Origin of the sequence: Bradyrhizobium sp. CCBAU 51745 (assembly GCF_028128715.1) — a bacterium.
GTDB classification, from domain to species: domain Bacteria; phylum Pseudomonadota; class Alphaproteobacteria; order Rhizobiales; family Xanthobacteraceae; genus Bradyrhizobium; species Bradyrhizobium manausense.
On sequence record NZ_LBJP01000091.1, the window covers coordinates 141,937 to 159,756 of the forward strand.

The window sequence follows — 17,820 nt, forward strand, 5'->3', positions numbered from 1 at the left end:
TTTAGTGCGTCGTTGACGATCTCACGCGCGCGATCGTCTCGCGCAAGCCGGTCCAGGCCGGCTTGTCCGGCGCAAACTGACCGCGCAGGAAGGTGACGAGCTCCCCGACCTGCGCATCGCTCATGCTATTCCCAAACGCGGGCATGTAGCCGAGGTCGCTCGATACGGGTTCGCTGATGCCCTGCAGGATCACCTGCACCAGATTGTCCGCCGTCGCGCTGTGCAGATTGCTGTTGAGCGCGAGCGAAGGCCGGCTGCCGAACAGCGGCAGGCCACCGACCTCGTGACAGACGGCGCAGGCGCCTTGATAGAGCCGCGCGCCGGTCGATGATGTCACGGTGACCTGGGTTGCGCTCTCGAGCTTCGTCGCGAGTGCGGGCGCATCGGCGACGGTATGGTTGAACGAGCCGAGATAGACCGCCATCGCGCGGATGTCCTGATCGGGCAGGGCCTTGAGATCCCTGATGATCGGCGCCATCGGGCCGGCCGCGACGCCGTGATAGCGCGAATGGCCCGTGCGCAAATAGGTGAACAGCTCGTCCTCGCTCCACGGGATCGGCGCGTGCGAGAGCGAGGTCAATGGCGGCGCCTCCCAACCTTCCGCAAAGCCGCCGGCGAGATAGGCCTGGCGCTGCTCGGCGCCAACAGTATTGCGCGGCGAATGGCAGGCGCTGCAATGACCGAGGCTCTCGACCAGATAGGCGCCGCGATTCCATTGCGCGGACTTTGCCGGATCGGGCTTGAACTGTTGGGTGTCGTGGAACAGCGCATTCCAGCCCGCGAGCAGCGGGCGGATGTTGAACGGGAAGGCGAGCGTGTTCGCAGGGGCCGTCGCGCGCACCGCAGGCTGGGCCATCAGGTAAGCGTAGAGCGCCTGCATGTCGGCGTCGCTGGTCTTGGCGAAGTGCGTGTAGGGGAACGCGGGATAGAGCTGCCGCCCGTCGCGGTGCAGCCCCTCGCGCATGGCGCGCTCGAAGGCGGGATAGGACCAGGCGCCGATGCCAGTCTCGACATCAGTCGTGATGTTGGTCGAATAGATCGTGCCGAACGGTGTCTCCAGCGCGCGGCCGCCTGCGTTGAGCACGCCGCCAAGGTTGGTGTGGCACTCCGCGCAATTGCCGAGCGCTGCGAGCTCCTGGCCGCGCGCGATCGTAGCCGCGGAATAGATCGATGCGTCGGGCCGAGCGATCGGCGCGATGGCGCGGCCCGGCAGCAGCGCTGTGCCGATGCCGATCGCGGCGGTGCAGACGGCCGCGATCGTTGCGAAAATGCCGGCGCGCTTGGCGAAGGGATTTTCCCAGATGCGCGATGGAGGCGGTGCGGCGGGCGCGGGCAGGGCTTGCGGCAGGGGCGATGTCTCGCCGTGCAATCCCTTGAGGATACGATCCGGCGTGAAGGGTGGCTCGCGAAAGCGCACGCCTGTCGCATCGAAGATCGCATTGGCGATCGCGGCCGCACTCGGGACTGACGCGGACTCGCCGACGCCGAGCGGTGGCTGGTCCTGTCGCGGCAGCATCAGGACGTCGATCTTCGGCACGTCGGGGAAGGGGATGATCGGATAAGCACCCCATTCGCGCGCCGCCACCGCGCCCCGCTCGAACGAAACTTCTTCCATCAGCGCGCGGCTGGTGGACTGGATGACGTTGCCATGGATCTGGTGGCGCACGCCGTCCGGATTGATCATCAGGCCGGAGTCCTGCCCCGCGACGACGCGGGTGACGCTGACCTCGCCGGTGGTTTTGTTCACGGCAACGTCCGCAACCCAGGCCGACCACGCGGCGCCATAGCCGGGGAATTTGCTGTGGACGTAGAGTGCGTAGGCAAAACCGCGCCCGTGCACGATCTCGCCGTCCTTCTCCTCGCGCACCGGACGTGGCGTCCAGCCGGCGCGTTCGGCCACCGCATTGACGAGATCGACAGCGCGCTGGTCTTTCAGATAACGCAGGCGGTATTCGATCGGATCGACGCCGGCTTCGGTCGCGGCCTCGTCGATGTAGGATTCATGCGCAAAGGTGTTCGGCAGCGCCGAGACGCCGCGAAACCAGGACGCGCGCACGATCGGCGCCATGTCATGGGCGACGACGCGCATGTGGTCGTAGTCGTAAGGCGGGATCGCGGTGCGGTCGCCCATTTGCAGGACCGCGGGCTCGGGCGAGATGCGCCCCGTGAGCAGCAGCGCCAGCGTCGGCGCTGCGTTCGAGGGATAGCGCGTGGCGAGGTCGTAGCCGGCGATGCCGCCATCAGCATCGAGCCCGCCATTGACGTCGATCAGCTGCGCGGTGCCCTTGGGCTCCCAGGCGTGCTCCTGCTCGCGCGTCAGCTGCACGCGCACGGGCCGACCGACCGCGCGCGACAGCAGCAGCGCATCCGCGGTGACGTCGTCGGCGCAGTTGCGGCCATAGCAGCCGGCGGCCTCCAGGCGGATGACCTCGACCTCGCTCTCGGGACGTTCGACAAGTAGGGCGAGATCGGCGCGCAGCACATGCGGATTCTGCGTGCCGGACCAGACCCGGATATTGCCGTCCTGGAAGTCCGCGACCGCGCAGGACGGGCCGATCGAGGCGTGCATCTGGTACGGCCAGACGTAGGTGCGCCGCATCGGCTTGGCCGCGCCCGAGATCGCCGCATCGACGTCGCCCTTGTCGATCAGCGTGCGGGGCGTCGACGGCTGGGCGCGCAGCGCGGTCTCGACATCAGCGAGATCGGTCAACGCCGGCGTCGGCTTCCAGCTCACCTTGAGCTGCTCGGCGGCGCGAATCGCGTTCTCCTCGCGCTCGGCGACGACACCGACGAAATCGCCGATGCGGACGACGGCTACGATGCCGGGAATGCCGCGCACGGAAGCTTCATCGACGGCGATCAGGCAGGTGCCGACGAACGGGCCGGCATCGACGCCGGAGTAGGGTGGGCGCACCACGCGGCCATGCAGCATGCCGGGCAGGCGGATATCGTGCACGAAGGTCAATTCGCCCGTGGCCTTGGCGGGAAGATCGACGCGCGGCATCGACTGGCCGACGATGGCGTAGTCGCTGGCGGCCTTGACGGTAACGTCATCGGCCAGTTCGAGACGAATGGTTTCGCCGCCAATCAGCTCGCCATAGCTGACGCTGTGATTATGACCGCGCACCAGGCCGTCTTCGATCTTGAGCTCAGTCTCCGGCAGCTCCAGCCGCTCGGCCGCGCGCGCGATCAAGAACTGTCGCGCTTGCGCTGCAGCCTTGCGCAGCGGAACGGCCGTGATCTGGATGGTTTCGCTGGCGATCGTGGCGCCCTGGTTCGGTACGACGGCGGTGTCGCCGAGCACCACGATGACTCGCGCAAAGGAGACGTCCAGCTCTTCGGCGACGATCTGGCCGAGCGCGGTGCGGATTCCTGTGCCGAGATCGACGTGGCCGTTATAGGCCGTGACTGAACCGTCCGCGGTGATGCGGATGAAGGTTTCCGATGTGACCTCGTCCACCGTGCGGACGACGATGAGCGAGCCTCGCGCAGCTGCATTCGAAGCAAGAGAGGCCATCAATCAACGGCCTCGGCGAGCTGGCTCGAGGCGCGCATCACGGCGCGCAGGATTTCGACATGCGTGCCGCAGCGGCAGAGATTGTAGCGCAACGCCGCGAGCGCTTCCTGCTCGGTCGGCTGCGGGTTGATCGCGAGCAGCGCCTTGGTGGTCATGATCATGCCGTTGAGGCAGTAGCCGCATTGCGCGGCCTGCTCGTCGATGAAGGCCTGCTGCACCACGTCAGGCTTGTCGCTTGTGCCGAGGCCTTCGAGCGTCACGATGTCGCGCCCGGCGCAACCGCTGACCGGAATCACGCAGGAGCGGGCGGCCGCGCCGTCGATCAGGACAGTGCAGGTGCCGCATTCACCGAGGCCGCAACCATATTTCGGCCCGTTGAGTCCGAGATCGTTGCGCAGCACGTAGAGCAGCGGCGTCTGGCGCTCCGCCGTGACGTCGTGGATCCTGCCGTTCACGGTGAGGCGGATCGGTGGCTGCGTCATCCTCGTTCCCAAACCCTGCGGTCGTAAAGTTTCTACGTCGCGACGATACCGTTTGTACACAAACGTGCAAGCCGTCATGCCGCAGTGCAGCGTGGCTGCCCGCTTTGTGGACAAGGCCGGGAGGCAAATGAGGTTTTATTCGGCAGGCGCGCCTTTTCGCGCGCGGCGCCGCTTGACAGCTATCGGGACCGCGCGCAACATCGTTCGTATACGAATGATAATCGCACGCTCTGCTGGCTTTGACATGGTGATGGAAACGACGAGCGCGGCCACCGACAAGATCCGCTGCGATGCCTGTCCGGTGATGTGCTACATCAAGCCGGACGCGGCGGGCGCTTGCGACCGCTATGCCAACCACGATGGCAAGCTCGTCCGCGTCGATCCGCACGTTATTCTGGAACGTACCGTGTCGCAGGGCGGCAAGCTGGTGCCGTTCAGCCGCAGCGAAGACTGGGACGGCAAGCTCGTCCACGAGCCCTCGACCTTCGTGACCGCGATCGGCGCGGGGACAACCTACCCCGACTACAAGCCGGCGCCTTTCATCGTCTCCTCCGAGGTCGACGGCGTCGACATGGTGACTGTCGTCACCGAGGGCATCTTCTCCTATTGCGGCGTCAAGGTGAAGATCGACACCGACCGCTATCTCGGGCCGGAGACCGCGACCGTGCGCGCGCAGGGCGAGGCGGTCGGCCACGTCACCACCAGCGAATACGGCTCGCAGATGCTGTCGCTCGGCGGCGTGCACCATCTGACTGGCGGCTCCAAGAAAGAGGGGCGCGTCACCTGCGACACGCTGATGGACCTTGCCAATTGCAAGGCGGTGGAGCTGACCATCGACGGCGGCGCCAGCATTGTGGTGCAGGCCGGCCAGCCGCCGATCGTCAACGGCGTGAAGGAAGAGCGCATGCGCGTCGGCTGCGGCTCGGCGACGATCGGCATGTTCGCCAAACAATGGCACGGCAAGGTGGATGAGGTCGTCGTCGTGGACGACCACATCACCGGCGTGCTCTCCGAGCATCAGGCGGGAAAGCTGCTCGACATCGCCGACACCGGCATCAAGATGAAGGGCCGGCGCTCGACGCCCGGCCGCTATTTCCAGGTCGCCGATCCCGGCACCGGGTGGGGTGGAACCAATATCTCCGATCCGCTTGCGATCCTCGGGCCGTTCGATCCCAAGGAGGCCAAGCCCGGCCTCTCGATGCTGATGGTGTCCACGACGGGCGAGCATTCGTCCTACTACGTGCTCGACGAGGCCTTGAAGCCGGTCGAGACCGAGATGCCGGCCGATTTGAAATTCACGGTCGAGCGCATCCAGGAAAATTGTGAGCCGGCGCTGTGCACGGTGCTGTTCATGGCCGGTGCGGGCGGTTCGCTGCGCGCCGGCGTCACTGACAACCCGGTGCGGCTGACGCGCTCGGTGAAGGACGCGCTGACGCGCGTTACCAGCGGCGGTGCGGCGGTTTATGTCTGGCCGGGCGGCGGCATCACCTACATGGTCGACGTGACGCAGATGCCCGCGGGCGCGTTCGGTTATGTGCCGACGCCGGCACTGGTCGCGCCGATCGAATTCACGATGAAACTGTCCGACTATGCCGCGCTCGGCGGGCACATGGATTATGTCAAGCCGCTGTCCGAGGTGAAAGGCGGCGACGATGTCCGTCAGCTGCCCTGGCAGCATCCGATCCCGGGACGACGGGCATGACACGGCTCCCGCAAATCGCATTGCTGTCTGATGGCCGGCGGCTGCATTTGCAGGATGGACCGATTGACCTGATCGTCGAGGCGAGGGGCCCGGCGCATCAGGTGCGCGCGGCCTATGAGGCTGCATCGCGGCGGTTCACCGGACTGCTCGATGAGCTCTGTACGGAACTGCCGGAGCTGCGCAAGGCCGCCGAGGCGCGAACTTCGCTGAAGGGCATCGTTGCGCGCCGGATGCATGCAGCTGTCGCGCCCTACGCCGCCGATTGTTTCATCACGCCCATGGCAGCAGTGGCCGGCAGCGTGGCTGAGGAGATTCTCGGCGCGATGCTCGGCGCCGCGTCGCTCGACCGTGCCTATGTCAACAATGGCGGCGACATCGCCCTGCATCTCGGGCGGGGCGAGCATTTTTCCGTCGGCCTGATGGATCGGCCCGACCGCGATGGCGTGATGCGCGCCATGAGGATCGATGCGGACGATCCCGTGCGCGGCATCGCCACCAGCGGCCGCCATGGCCGCAGCTTTTCGCTCGGCATTGCCGATGCAGTGACGGTGTTGGCGGCGACCGCCTCGCAGGCCGATGCGGCGGCGACCGTGATCGCCAATGCCGTCGATCTGCCCGGCCATCCCGCCATCGTCAGGCAACCCGCCAACGAGCTTCAGCCCGACAGCGATCTCGGCGCGCGTCTCGTCACCCGCGACGTCGGGGAATTGTCGCAAGCAGAGATCGGCGCCGCGCTCGAATCTGGCGCGGAATGTGCACGGCAATTGTTCGATCGCGGATTGATCGAGGGGGCCGTGCTCAGGCTTTGTGGTGATATGCTTGTCATCGGAACCAGGACCATAGAGGAGCAGCGATCGCGCCCGCTGATGCTGGAGAACGCGGTCGATGCCTGAACAGGGACGTGAAGCATGAGCGTGATCATCCGCAAGATCGTCACCGTCGTCGAAGAGACGCAGATGGAGATGGGCCGTCAGGTTTCGCCGCCGACCAGACGCGCGGCGGCGATCGCCGTGATCGAGAATCCCTTTGCCGGAAGATATGTCGAGGATCTCTCGCCGCTGATCGCGATCGGCGAGGAGCTTGGTGATTTGCTGGCGAAGCGCGCGGTGGCTGCGCTCGGCATCGATGGCGCCAAGGCGCACAGCTACGGCAAGGCCGCCGCGGTCGGCGAGAACGGCGAGCTCGAACATGCCGCCGCGATCCTTCATCCCAAGATGGGCGCGCCGGTGCGAAAAGTTCTGGGCAAGGGTGCGGCGCTGATTCCATCGTCCAAGAAGCGCAGCGGCCCCGGCACCACGCTCGACATTCCGCTCGGGCATAAGGACGCCGCCTTCGTGCGCAGCCATTTCGACGGCATGGAAGTGCAGATCAACGACGCGCCGCGCGCCAACGAGATCATGGTGGCCGTCGCCGTCACCGACAGCGGCCGTCCTTTGCCGCGCGTCGGCGGGCTGACGGTGGCCGAGATCAAGGGCGAAGACGGTTTGAAATAGAAGATGGTCTGAAACAGAAGATTTGGCGAGTTAAAAACTGGAGGTTGGGATGCGAGCAAGAAATTACGTCGTCGGCGCTGCCTTTGCGCTTCTGGCTGCCGGCATGGGCCATTCGGCCCTGGCGGAGGACATCAAGATCGGCGAGATCAACAGCTACTCGCTGCTGCCTGCATTCACCGAACCCTACCGCAAGGGCTGGCAGCTCGCGGTCGAAGAGATCAACGCATCTGGCGGCATCAACGGCAAGAAGCTTGTGGTCGTCTCCAAGGACGACGGCGGCAAGCCGGCCGATGCGCAGACCGCGGCCAACGAGCTCGTCTCCAGCGAGGGCGTTGCGATGCTGACGGGGACGTTCCTGTCGAATATCGGCCTTGCGGTCTCCGACTTCGCCAACCAGAAGAAGGTGTTCTTCCTCGCGGCCGAGCCGCTGACGGACGCCGTGACCTGGGCGAAGGGCAACAAGTACACCTTCCGCCTGCGTCCCTCCAACTACATGCAGGCCGCCATGCTGGTGGAAGCCGCCAGCAAGTTGCCGGCAAAACGCTGGGCGACGATTGCGCCGAACTATGAATACGGCCAGTCGGCGGTATCAGTGTTCAAGAAGCTGATGTCGGAGAAGCGTCCTGACATCCAATGGGTCGACGAGCAGTGGCCGCCGCAGGGCAAGATCGATGCAGGTCCGGTGGTGCAGGCTGTGGCGCAGGCCAATCCGGAGGCCATCCTCAACGTCACCTTCGGTCCCGACCTCGTCAAGCTCGTGCGTGAAGGCAACACCCGCGGCCTGTTCAAGGGGCGCGAGGTCGTGTCCTTCCTGACCGGCGAGCCCGAATATCTCGATCCGCTCAAGGACGAGACTCCCGAGGGCTGGATCGTCACCGGCTATCCCTGGTACTCGATCAAGACGCCCGAGCATGATGCGTTCCTGAAGGCCTATCAGGCCAAGTACAACGATTATCCGCGCCTCGGTTCGATCGTCGGCTACCAGACCATCAAGGCGGCGGCGGCGATCCTGGCCAAGGCCGGCTCGACCGATACCGACAAGATGATCGCGGCCGCCGAAGGCATCTCGATGCCGTCGCCGTTCGGCGAGATCACCTTCCGCAAGATCGACCACCAGTCGACGCTCGGCGCCTTCGTCGGCAAGACCGCGCAGAAGGACGGCAAGGGCGTGATGGTGGATGCTGCTTACAAGAAGGGCGCGGACTATCTGCCTGGTGATGCCGAAGTCGAGAAGCTGCGCCCGAAGGATTGACCGCGGTGCCGTAGGGTGGGTTAGCCCTGCAGATGCGCAAAGCGCATCTGCAGGGCGTAACCCACCACTTTAGGTGCTACACGCGAAAAGATGGTGGGTTACGCTGCGCTAACCCACCCTACGTCCACCTAACCCGGACCGCCGATGGCCTTTTACGTCGTACAGTTTCTGACCGGACTCGCCAGCGCAGCGTCGCTGTTCCTGGTGGCCTCGGGCCTGTCGATCATCTTTGGCGTGACGCGGATCGTGAATTTCGCGCATGGCGCCTTCTACATGATCGGTGCCTATATCGCCTTCACGCTGACCGAGCGCTTCTCCGGAGCGTTCGGCTTCTGGGGCGGGGTGGTCGCGGCGGCGTTGGCGGTCGCGCTGATCGGCGTCCTCGTCGAGATGGTGCTGCTCCGTCGCATCTATCACGCCCCCGAGCTATTCCAGCTGCTCGGCACCTTCGGCCTCACACTGATGGTCGAGGATCTCGTCGTGCTGATCTGGGGGCCTGACGATCTCGTCGGCCGCCGCGCGCCGGGCTTCAAGGGCGCGGTCGATTTCTTCGGCCAGAACATCCCGAGCTACGATCTGTTCCTGATCGTGCTCGGGCCCGTCGTACTCGGCATTCTCTGGCTGCTGTTCCAGCGCACGCGCTGGGGCGTGCTGGTGCGCGCGGCGACGCAGGACCGCGACATGGTCGCCGCGCTCGGCGTCAATCAGAAATGGCTATTCACGTCGGTGTTCGCGGTCGGCGTCTTCCTTGCCGCCCTCGGCGGCGCGCTCCAGATTCCGCGCGATGCCGTGCATCACGCCATGGATCTGCGCATCATCGTCGAGGTCTTTGTGGTCGTCGTGATCGGCGGCCTTGGCAGCATCGTCGGCGCCTTCGTTGCGGCGGTGCTGGTCTCCGAGTTGAACGCGTTCGGCATCCTGATCTTTCCAAAAATTTCCATCATCCTGGTCTTCCTGGTGATGGCCGTGGTGCTGATCGTCCGGCCCTGGGGCCTGTTCGGCAAGCCGGAGGCGGCCGCGCGCAAGACGCCGGGCCTCACGGTCAATCCGTGGCGGCCACTGACGTCGAACGAGCGGCTGGCGTCGCTGGCGGCGCTCGTCGTCGCGGCGCTGCTGCCGCTGTTCGCGGGCAATTACGCGCTGACCGTCGGCTCCGAGATCGCGATCTTCGTGATCTTCGCCGTCTCCCTGCATTTCCTGATGTCGGTCGGCGGGCTGGCCTCGTTCGGCCACGCCGCCTATTTCGGCCTCGGCGCCTATGGCGTCGCGTTCCTCGCCAAGCTGGCGGGACTGCCGATGATTGTCTGCCTGCTGCTCGGCCCGCTGCTCGGCTGCATGGGGGCCGCCGTGTTCGGCTTCTTCGCGGTGCAGCTCTCCGGCGTCTACTTTGCGATGTTGACGCTGGCCTTTGCGCAGATCGTGTGGTCGATCGCGTTCCAATGGGTCAGCGTCACAGGTGGCGACAACGGCATATTGGGCGTCTGGCCCGCGAGCTGGGCTGCGAGCCCGTCGCATTTCTACTGGCTGGCGCTCGGCGTTGCGGCGCTCGTCACCATTGCGCTGCGGATCGCAGTGTTCTCGCCGTTCGGCTACGCGCTGCGCGCCACGCGTGACTCGGTGCTGCGCAGTGAGGCCGTCGGCATCGATGCCAAGCGCATCCAGTGGACGGCGTTCGTGATCGCGGGCACCACTGCCGGCATCGGCGGCGCGCTGTTCGCCTATCTGAAGGGCAGCGTATTCCCTGATAATCTCGGCATCTCGCTCTCGGTCGATGCGCTGGTCATGGTGCTGCTCGGCGGCGTCGAAACGGTATCCGGCGGGGTGATCGGCGCCATCGTCTACAAGGCGCTGAACATCTGGCTGGTGAGCCAGACCGATCTGTCCAAGCTCGTGCTCGGCGGCTTCATCGTGCTGATCGTCGTCGTCTTCCCCAAAGGCATCGTCGGCATGCTCGAGGTGCTGGCGCAGCGCCGCAGGAAGTCATCGCCGCCGGGATCCTCCTTACTCGCCAAGCCGATCGAGTCTGCCGAATGAGCCTCGCACCCCCACTTCTCGCGGTCGAAGGCCTGACCAAATCCTATGGCGGCATCCACGCCGTGCGCGGCGTCTCGTTCTCGCTGCGATCAGGCGAAATCCTGGCGCTGATCGGCCCGAACGGCGCGGGCAAGAGCACCTGCTTCGACATGCTCAACGGCCAGAACAAGCCTGATAGCGGCCAAGTGCGCCTGCTTGGCGAGGAGACCACGGGCAAGAAGCCGCGCGAGATCTGGCGCATGGGCGTGGGGCGCACCTTCCAGATCACGGCGACCTTCGCGACCATGACGGTACGCGAGAACGTGCAGGTCGCGCTGATCTCGCATGGCAGGCAGCTGTTCAATTTCTGGGGTTCGGCGCCTGACGTCGACCGCAACGAGGCCGGCCGGCTGCTCGAGCTGGTCGGCATGAGCGGCTATGCGGACCGGCCCTGCGGCGAGCTCGCCTATGGCGACCTCAAGCGCCTCGAGCTTGCGGTGGCGCTCGCCAACGATCCGAAGCTTTTGCTGATGGACGAGCCGACGGCCGGCATGGCGCCGCGCGAGCGCGTCGAGCTGATGCGGCTCACGGCGCAGATCGCGAAGGAGAAGTCGATCGGCGTGCTCTTTACCGAGCACGACATGGACGTGGTGTTCGAGCATGCCGACCGCATCATCGTGCTCAATCGCGGCACGCTGATCGCCGAGGGCTCGCCGGCCGAGGTGCGCGGCAATCCGCAGGTGCAGGCGATCTATCTCGGCGAGGGGCTGCTGTACGAGGGCGGGCATCGCGAGGGGGCTTCGGCATGAAGCTCGCGGTGCAAGACCTCAATAGTCATTACGGCCCTGCGCATATCCTGTTCGACATCGGTTTCGAGGTCGGTGAGGGCGAGGTCGTGGCACTGCTCGGTCGCAACGGCGCCGGCAAGTCGACCACGTTCCGCTCGATCGTCGGCCTCGTCGCGCAGCGCACCGGCCGCATCATGTTCGAGGGCAAGGACGTCTCGGCCAAGCCGACGCATGAGATCGTGCGCGAGGGGCTCGGTTACGTGCCGGAGGAGCGGCGCATCTTCACCGATTTGACGGTGGAGGAGAATCTCGAAGTCGGCCGCCAGCCGAAACGGCCGAATGCGCCGCACTGGGATCGCGAAAAACTGTTCGCGCTGTTTCCGAATCTGGGCGAAATGAAGAATCGTCCCGGCGGCCGCATGAGCGGCGGTGAGCAGCAGATGCTGACCATCGCGCGCACGCTGATGGGTAATCCATCGCTGGTGTTGCTGGATGAGCCCTCGGAAGGCCTGTCGCCGAAGATCGTGGAGCAGATGGTCGATGCCATCCTGACCATGAAGAAGGAAGGCGTCAGCATCGTCGTCTCCGAGCAGAATTTGCATTTTGCACGGCTGATTTCCGATCGCGCCTATATCATCGAGCGCGGCCGCATTTGCTTCGGCGGCACCATGGCCGAGCTTGACGCGCGTCCGGATATTCGTGACGCGCATTTGTCGTTGTGAGGGCGGGGACGGATGGCGAGAAGCGTTACGGCGAAGAAGAACGTCAAACCGGCAAAACCGCCTTATGTGCTCGACGAGCAGGTCGGCTTCATCCTGCGCCAGGTTTGGCAGCGCCACAGCGCGATCTTCTCCCGCGACATCGGCATCAACCTGACGCCGACACAGTGGGCAGCGCTGTCGAAGCTTGCCGAGACCGGGCCGTGCTCGCAGAACCAGCTCGGACGGCTGACTGCGATGGACGTCGCGACCATCAAGGGCGTGATCGACCGCCTCACGGCCCGCGGCCTCACCGAGACCAGCCAGGATCCCGAAGACGGGCGGCGGCTGCTGGTGAGCCTGACGCGCGCCGGTCAGCAGCTTGCCGAGAAACTCGCGCCGAACGCGATTGCGATCACGCGCGAAACGCTGGCACCGCTCGATGCGAAAGAGCGCGAGCTGTTGATGGCGCTGCTGAACAAGCTGCGGTGACGGTCCCGTAGGGTGGGTTAGCCGAAGGCGTAACCCACCATGTTTCCGCGAAGGCTGAGCGAAGTTGGTGGGTTACGCCTCGCGGTCTGCGCTTCGCGCAGTCCACAAGGCTAACCCACCCTACGGCACTCTTGATGGCGTTGCTGAACAAGGTGCGGTGACGGTCTCCTAGGGTGGGCAAAGGCGCTCTTGCGCCGTGCCCACGTTCTTTGCGACTTACAAAAGATGGTGGGCACGCTTCGCTTTGCCCACCCTACGGCACTATTTCCCCGCCTACTTCGCCACCACCTCCGGCACTCTCCCGGCCGGCGGCGTGTTGCGGCTGCGTTGCGTCCGCACGATGCCGTCGATGATGGTCATGCCGATGCCGGGGAGGTCGCCGAGCTGGACGCTCTCCAGGATATTCTTGCCGGGCGAGTGCTGGGCCTTGTCCATGATGACGAAGTCGGCGGCGCGGCCGACTTCGATGAGGCCGCAATCGAGCTGTCGCATCCGCGCGGTGTTGCCGGTGGCAAGGCAAAACGCGAGCTCGGCCGGCAGCTCGCCGATCGAGGACAGCATCGAGACCATGCGCAAGATGCCGAGCGGCTGCACACCGGAGCCGGCCGGCCCGTCGGTGCCGAGGATGACGCGGTGCAGATCGCCCATCTCGCGCGCGATGCGCAGCGTGTAGAGCGCCGAGCGCTCATTGCCGTTGTGAACGATCTCGAGCCCGCGCTTGCAGCCCTCGCAGATGCAGCGGATCTGGTCGTCCGGCAGCGCGGTGTGGCCGCCATTGATGTGGCCAACCACGTCGGTATCGGCCTCCAACACCACGTCCTTGTCGATCAGGCCGGAGCCGGGGATCGAGGGGCCGCCGGTGTGAATGGTGCTCTGGATGCCGTATTTGCGCGCCCAGCCGACCATCTTGCGCGCCGTCGGGCCGTCCTTCACACCGCCGAGCCCGACTTCGCCGAGCAGCTTGACGCCGGCGGCGGCCATTTCCTTGAAGTCTTCCTCGACCATCTCGCATTCGATCACCGGCGCACCGGCGTGAACCTTCACACCGCCCGGACGCAGCGTCCAGAACGCGCGCTGGGCGAAGATCGCCATCGCCTTCAGCCCGACGACGTCGCGGGGGCGGCCGGGCATGTGCACTTCGCCCGCCGAGATCATGGTGGTGATGCCGCCATGGAGCGAGCTGTCGATCCAGTTGATCTGGTTCTGCCGCGGCGTCCAGTCGCCCGCGACAGGATGGACGTGGCTGTCGATCAGGCCTGGGGTGACCGTCGTGCCGTTGGCGTCGACGATGGTGGTCGCGCCTTCGGTGTTGAGGTCCTTGTAACGCCCGACGGCTGATATCTTGCCGTTCTCGGCGACGATGGTGTCGCCGTCCAGAATGGGTTTTTCCAGCGCGCCGGACAGAATCAGGCCGATATTGCGGATCACCAGCTTCGAGGGTCCGGTGGCCTGGGGTGCGTCATGCGCCATGGAAAGGGCTCCTCATTCCCAACTGCAACGCTTTCGATCTTGGGCAGCCTTGACCGCGGGATCAAGCGGGATTATTCATTAGTATACGAATGATCGTATACAAACGACGCATAGCTGACCGCCTCGAGACCGCGTGAGAAGCGAAACGGAAGGGTGAGATGAGCAATTTCAATCAGGAAAGCGTTTTGAGCGTCCACCACTGGACCGACACGCTGTTCTCCTTCAAGACCACCCGCAGCCCGACCTTCCGTTTCCGCAACGGCGAATTCACCATGATCGGGCTCAAGGTCGGCGAGAAGCCGCTGCTGCGGGCCTACAGCGTCGCCAGCGCCAATTACGAGGACACGCTCGAATTCTTCTCGATCAAGGTGCCCGATGGTCCGCTGACCTCGCGCCTCCAGCATCTGAAGCAAGGTGACGAGATCATCGTCAGCCGCAAGGCCACCGGCACGCTGGTCATCGACAATCTGGAAGCGGGCCGCAACCTCTATCTCGTCGGCACCGGTACCGGTCTCGCGCCGTTCCTGAGCGTGATCAAGGACCCCGAAACCTATGAGCGGTTCGAGAAGGTCGTGCTGCTGCACGGCTGCCGTCACGTCAGGGAACTCGCCTATGGCGAGATGATCACCGAGCACCTGCCCAAGGACGAACTGCTCGGCGAGTACATCCAGAACCAGCTGATCTATTACCCGACCGTGACCCGTGATCCCTTCCGCAACCGCGGCCGCATCACCGACCTCATTACTTCGGGCAAGCTGTTCACCGATATCGGCCTGCCGGCCATCGAGGCGGCCCATGACCGCGTCATGATCTGCGGCAGCCCGGCGCTGGTCGCCGACACCCGCGTGCTGCTGGGCGAGCGCGGCTTCGTCGAGGGCAACCATGGTGAACCCGCCCAGTTCGTGGTCGAAAAGGCGTTTGCCGAACGCTAAAAGCGGCGCTTTCTCGCAATATCTCCGCATTTTCGCCTTCGGCCGGGCGTTGCCCTGCCGATTCGGCGCTTGATACACTGTGGGAGCGAATCAGCGGAGTTCCCACATGGTTGCGGACAGCGACAGCAACATCGCCTGGCACCGGGTTCAGTTGAAGAAAAACCGCGCCGAGTTGAAGGCGCTCGAGACCGCGCGCTTCACGATGGGCGAGATTGCGTCCTCCAAGCGCAGCGGCGAGACCCAGAAGACCATCGGGGAACTCAAGCGCAAGATTGCGCAGTCCGAACGCGTCATCGCCGAGCATGACAAGCGCACGCGCCGTCCGCTCGGCACCGATCTGCAAAGCCTCAGCAATGGCAGCTGGAGCCATTGGGATGCCTATACGACGCAGCAGCAGCGCAAGGCGGGGCCACGCTCGCCGGGGCGGGGATAGCCCGGTTCCGGCCCTTGCGCCGGTGGCCTCGCTCACCATCTGGTTGAGGCGCCACGAACCAATTTGGTGATCCCATGGCACCGCGCCTCGATTTCACCAGCGAGGCCTTCTTTCGCGATCCGCCCAAGGCCATTGCCGCGCTGCGCGCGCAGGGCCCTGTGGTCGCCACGCATTTCCCCCTCGTCGGTGACGTCTGGATCACCACCACTCACGATGCGACGGCGCAAGTGCTGAAGGACAGTACGATCTTCACGCTGCGCAAGGAAGACGGCGAAATCGCCGGCCTGCGCTGGTGGATGCCGGGGCTGGTCAAGACCGTCGCCAACAACATGCTGACGATGGACGAGCCTGATCATACCAGGCTGCGCAGCATTGTGGACGAAGCCTTTCGCCGCCGGGCCATCGTTGCGATGGAGCCGCGCATCCGCGCCATTGCGGATGGTCTGGCCGACGAGCTGTTCGCGAACGGTACTCCCGCCGATCTGGTTGAGCGCTATGCGCGCATTCTGCCCCTGTCGGTGATCTCAGAGCTGCTCGGCCTGCCGATGGCCGATCGTCCGCGCTTCATCGCCTGGGCCAATGCGATGTCCTCACTGACGAACGTCGTCAGCTTCTTTCGCTTGCTGTTCGCGTTCCGCAAGATGCGGACTTACCTCCAGGAACAGTTGCAGATCGCGCGCGAGCGGGGCGGCGAGGGCCTGATTGCCGAACTGGTCCAGGTCGAACGCGAGGGCGGCGAGATCACGCCGGACGAAATGGTATCGATGGTGTTCCTGCTGCTGGCGGCGGGCTCGGAGACCACCACGCATCTGATCAGCGGCTCGGTTTACGAGCTGCTCAGAAATCCTGGATTGCGGGACTGGATGGAACAGGACTGGAGCCGCGCCGCGCTCGCCGTCGAGGAGTTTTTGCGCTTCGTCTCCCCGGTGCAGTTTTCGAAGCCACGCTACGTGCGTAGAGACATCGAGCTTGCGGGAGTGCCGTTGAAGAAGGGCGATCGCGTCATGGTGATGCTCGCCGCCGCGAATATGGATCCGGCGGTGCACGAGCAGCCGGAGCGCCTGGATCTGGAACGCAAGCCGAACCGGCACATGTCGTTCGGGACGGGTATCCATTTCTGCCTGGGCCATCAGCTCGCGCGTATCGAGGCAGCCTGCGCGCTCGAGGCGCTGTTCACCCGCTGGCCACGCCTTGCTCTCGCAGTCGATGCTTCGCAGGTTCACTGGCGCAAGCGACCGGGCCTGCGTGCGATCGCGAAGCTCCCGGTGATCGCGTCCGACCGTCAGCCCGTCGATTTGCGCGACGCCATGAGATCGCGCTCCCAGCCAAACACGGAACGGCCATCGAGATCGGGCGAGGCCTCACGCTCACCGGCGATATAGGCTTCGACCGATGGCCCGTTTGCGGTGCGCTCAAGCCGCCGGGCCTGGTCGTCGAGGCGCTTGATCGCCTGGATCTCTTCCTCGCGTCCGAGTTTCGCGCTTTGGATCGCGCCCTTCAGCACGCGGATGGTCTCGTCATAGACCTTGATCGGAACCGGATAGGGATGCCGGTCCTTGCCGCCATGGGCGAGCGAGAAGCGCGCAGGATCTTTGAACCGATAGGGTGCGCCATGCACGACCTCGGCGACCATCGCCAGCGATCGCACGGTGCGCGCACCGACGCCCGGCGTCAGCAACAGTTCAGGGAAATCGACCGGTCCGCGCTCGGCTGCGGCCGCGAGCGTGCCATGCAGGCGGCGTGCGAACACGTCTTTCGGCCTGACGTCATGATGCGCGGGCATGATCAGATGCGGCAGCATGGCCTGCTCCGGCTCGGGCGTCGTGCCCGAAAGCCGTTCGAATTCGGTGAGGATGCGATCGGGGCCGAGCTCGTTGAGCAGCTCGAGCTGCGCGCTGCGCGAGATGTCGGCGCGATGGTCGGTGAGATTGACGATCTCGCCCTGCTGCGGCCCGTCGATGGCGCTGTGGGGCGCGTCGACAAAACTCTTTAACGCTTCAGAATGCCAGTGATAGCGGCGGGCCTGGCGCTTGTCGCCGTTCATGCCCTGCTGCACCACCGTCCATTTGCCGTCGGCGGTGACGAAGAAGCCGTGCAGATAGAGATCGAAACCGTCCTGCACGGCGGCGCTGTCGACCTTGGCCACGAGGCGGCTGGCGCGCGTGAGCTCTGCGCCGTCGAAGCCGACGCGGTCGCCGAGCTGCGACAACTCGTCCGGCGTCTTGCGCGAATGCCGGCCGCGGCCGCCGCAGACATAGATGCCGAGCTCGTCCTGGAGCGGGCCGAGCCCGCGCTTGAGCGCCCCGATCACCGACGTCGTGATGCCTGAGGAGTGCCAGTCCATCCCCATCACGGCGCCGAACGACTGGAACCAGAACGGATGCGACAGCCGCTGCATGAATGCGTCGCGGCCATAATGCAGCACGATCGCTTGCGTGACGATGGCACCCAGCGATGCCATGCGGCTCGCCAGCCACGGCGGAACTCGTCCGGTGTGCAAGGGAAGATCGGCGCTGCCGGTTCGGCGAGTCATGATTGCCCACACATA

The 17,820-nt window shown here is 65.1% G+C and carries 15 protein-coding genes; 11 read left to right on the top strand and 4 right to left on the bottom strand.

Going from position 1 to position 17,820, the window contains the following annotated elements; genetic code table 11:
• Nucleotide 1: 1 nt before the first annotated feature.
• Nucleotides 2–3,517 (bottom strand): molybdopterin cofactor-binding domain-containing protein, encoded by a 3,516-nt coding sequence (locus XH98_RS33520; RefSeq protein WP_271621118.1) that lies wholly within the window; start codon nt 3,515–3,517, stop codon nt 2–4.
• Nucleotides 3,517–3,999: a (2Fe-2S)-binding protein gene (locus tag XH98_RS33525; protein ID WP_271621119.1), complete on the bottom strand. Its 483-nt coding sequence runs from the start codon at nt 3,997–3,999 to the stop codon at nt 3,517–3,519. Before XH98_RS33525 ends, XH98_RS33520 begins: the two co-directional genes overlap by 1 nt.
• A 244-nt stretch (nt 4,000–4,243) precedes the next feature.
• Between XH98_RS33525 and XH98_RS33530 the strand changes: the two genes are divergently transcribed.
• The 8 genes from XH98_RS33530 (at nt 4,244) to XH98_RS33565 (ending at nt 12,437) form a co-directional block, all read left to right on the top strand.
• Complete coding sequence (locus tag XH98_RS33530) at nt 4,244–5,701, top strand: 6-hydroxynicotinate reductase (RefSeq protein ID WP_271621120.1); 1,458 nt, start codon at nt 4,244–4,246, stop codon at nt 5,699–5,701.
• Nucleotides 5,698–6,594, top strand: a complete 897-nt coding sequence (locus XH98_RS33535; RefSeq protein ID WP_271603205.1) for a UPF0280 family protein — start codon at nt 5,698–5,700, stop codon at nt 6,592–6,594. Before XH98_RS33530 ends, XH98_RS33535 begins: the two co-directional genes overlap by 4 nt.
• 15 nt (nt 6,595–6,609) lie before the next feature.
• The gene (locus XH98_RS33540; protein ID WP_271603204.1) at nt 6,610–7,194 is read left to right on the top strand and encodes an amino acid synthesis family protein; all 585 of its coding nucleotides are present in this window, start codon (nt 6,610–6,612) and stop codon (nt 7,192–7,194) included.
• 49 nt (nt 7,195–7,243) lie between these two features.
• Nucleotides 7,244–8,446, top strand: a complete 1,203-nt coding sequence (locus XH98_RS33545; protein WP_271621121.1) for an ABC transporter substrate-binding protein — start codon at nt 7,244–7,246, stop codon at nt 8,444–8,446.
• A 144-nt stretch (nt 8,447–8,590) separates the two neighbouring features.
• Nucleotides 8,591–10,480, top strand: coding sequence for an ABC transporter permease (locus tag XH98_RS33550; RefSeq protein WP_057758337.1), 1,890 nt, complete (start codon nt 8,591–8,593; stop codon nt 10,478–10,480).
• The gene (locus tag XH98_RS33555; RefSeq protein ID WP_271621122.1) at nt 10,477–11,268 is read left to right on the top strand and encodes an ABC transporter ATP-binding protein; all 792 of its coding nucleotides are present in this window, start codon (nt 10,477–10,479) and stop codon (nt 11,266–11,268) included. The genes XH98_RS33550 and XH98_RS33555 overlap by 4 nt, the downstream gene beginning before the upstream one ends.
• The gene (locus XH98_RS33560; RefSeq protein ID WP_057758333.1) at nt 11,265–11,969 is read left to right on the top strand and encodes an ABC transporter ATP-binding protein; all 705 of its coding nucleotides are present in this window, start codon (nt 11,265–11,267) and stop codon (nt 11,967–11,969) included. Before XH98_RS33555 ends, XH98_RS33560 begins: the two co-directional genes overlap by 4 nt.
• Before the next feature lie 12 nt (nt 11,970–11,981).
• A complete protein-coding gene (locus tag XH98_RS33565) occupies nt 11,982–12,437 on the top strand; it encodes a MarR family winged helix-turn-helix transcriptional regulator (RefSeq protein WP_220001903.1) in 456 nt (151 codons plus the stop codon).
• A 273-nt stretch (nt 12,438–12,710) separates the two neighbouring features.
• Here XH98_RS33565 and XH98_RS33570 read toward each other — a convergent pair whose 3' ends face one another.
• A complete protein-coding gene (locus XH98_RS33570) occupies nt 12,711–13,907 on the bottom strand; it encodes an amidohydrolase family protein (RefSeq protein ID WP_271621123.1) in 1,197 nt (398 codons plus the stop codon).
• A gap of 158 nt (nt 13,908–14,065) precedes the next feature.
• Here XH98_RS33570 and XH98_RS33575 point away from each other — a divergent pair, with 158 nt between their 5' ends.
• The 3 genes from XH98_RS33575 to XH98_RS33585 all read left to right on the top strand — a co-directional run bounded on the left by XH98_RS33575 (nt 14,066) and on the right by XH98_RS33585 (nt 16,654).
• Nucleotides 14,066–14,839 carry a ferredoxin--NADP reductase gene (locus XH98_RS33575; protein WP_271621124.1) on the top strand — a complete coding sequence of 258 codons (774 nt, stop codon included), beginning with the start codon at nt 14,066–14,068 and terminating at the stop codon, nt 14,837–14,839.
• Between the two features lie 106 nt (nt 14,840–14,945).
• On the top strand, nt 14,946–15,272 hold the full coding sequence (locus tag XH98_RS33580; protein ID WP_057758324.1) for a hypothetical protein: 327 nt from the start codon (nt 14,946–14,948) through the stop codon (nt 15,270–15,272).
• Nucleotides 15,273–15,346: 74 nt separating this feature from the next.
• Entirely contained in the window at nt 15,347–16,654 is a 1,308-nt protein-coding gene (locus XH98_RS33585) for a cytochrome P450 family protein (protein ID WP_271621125.1), read from the top strand.
• On the opposite strand, the gene XH98_RS33590 is transcribed toward XH98_RS33585, so the two are convergent.
• Nucleotides 16,555–17,805 (bottom strand): DUF763 domain-containing protein, encoded by a 1,251-nt coding sequence (locus XH98_RS33590; protein WP_271621126.1) that lies wholly within the window; start codon nt 17,803–17,805, stop codon nt 16,555–16,557. The two genes, XH98_RS33585 and XH98_RS33590, sit on opposite strands and share 100 nt — an antisense overlap.
• Between the last annotated feature and the right edge of the window lie 15 nt (nt 17,806–17,820).

What these genes read in the sequence shown, in the direction of transcription:
- XH98_RS33520 (WP_271621118.1), bottom strand. Translation starts at nt 3,517, where the DNA reads ATGGCCTCTCTTGCTTCGAATGCAGCTGCGCGAGGCTCGCTCATCGTC.
- XH98_RS33525 (WP_271621119.1), bottom strand. Translation starts at nt 3,999, where the DNA reads ATGACGCAGCCACCGATCCGCCTCACCGTGAACGGCAGGATCCACGAC.
- XH98_RS33530 (WP_271621120.1), top strand. Translation starts at nt 4,244, where the DNA reads ATGGTGATGGAAACGACGAGCGCGGCCACCGACAAGATCCGCTGCGAT.
- XH98_RS33535 (WP_271603205.1), top strand. Translation starts at nt 5,698, where the DNA reads ATGACACGGCTCCCGCAAATCGCATTGCTGTCTGATGGCCGGCGGCTG.
- XH98_RS33540 (WP_271603204.1), top strand. Translation starts at nt 6,610, where the DNA reads ATGAGCGTGATCATCCGCAAGATCGTCACCGTCGTCGAAGAGACGCAG.
- XH98_RS33545 (WP_271621121.1), top strand. Translation starts at nt 7,244, where the DNA reads ATGCGAGCAAGAAATTACGTCGTCGGCGCTGCCTTTGCGCTTCTGGCT.
- XH98_RS33550 (WP_057758337.1), top strand. Translation starts at nt 8,591, where the DNA reads ATGGCCTTTTACGTCGTACAGTTTCTGACCGGACTCGCCAGCGCAGCG.
- XH98_RS33555 (WP_271621122.1), top strand. Translation starts at nt 10,477, where the DNA reads ATGAGCCTCGCACCCCCACTTCTCGCGGTCGAAGGCCTGACCAAATCC.
- XH98_RS33560 (WP_057758333.1), top strand. Translation starts at nt 11,265, where the DNA reads ATGAAGCTCGCGGTGCAAGACCTCAATAGTCATTACGGCCCTGCGCAT.
- XH98_RS33565 (WP_220001903.1), top strand. Translation starts at nt 11,982, where the DNA reads ATGGCGAGAAGCGTTACGGCGAAGAAGAACGTCAAACCGGCAAAACCG.
- XH98_RS33570 (WP_271621123.1), bottom strand. Translation starts at nt 13,907, where the DNA reads ATGGCGCATGACGCACCCCAGGCCACCGGACCCTCGAAGCTGGTGATC.
- XH98_RS33575 (WP_271621124.1), top strand. Translation starts at nt 14,066, where the DNA reads ATGAGCAATTTCAATCAGGAAAGCGTTTTGAGCGTCCACCACTGGACC.
- XH98_RS33580 (WP_057758324.1), top strand. Translation starts at nt 14,946, where the DNA reads ATGGTTGCGGACAGCGACAGCAACATCGCCTGGCACCGGGTTCAGTTG.
- XH98_RS33585 (WP_271621125.1), top strand. Translation starts at nt 15,347, where the DNA reads ATGGCACCGCGCCTCGATTTCACCAGCGAGGCCTTCTTTCGCGATCCG.
- XH98_RS33590 (WP_271621126.1), bottom strand. Translation starts at nt 17,805, where the DNA reads ATGACTCGCCGAACCGGCAGCGCCGATCTTCCCTTGCACACCGGACGA.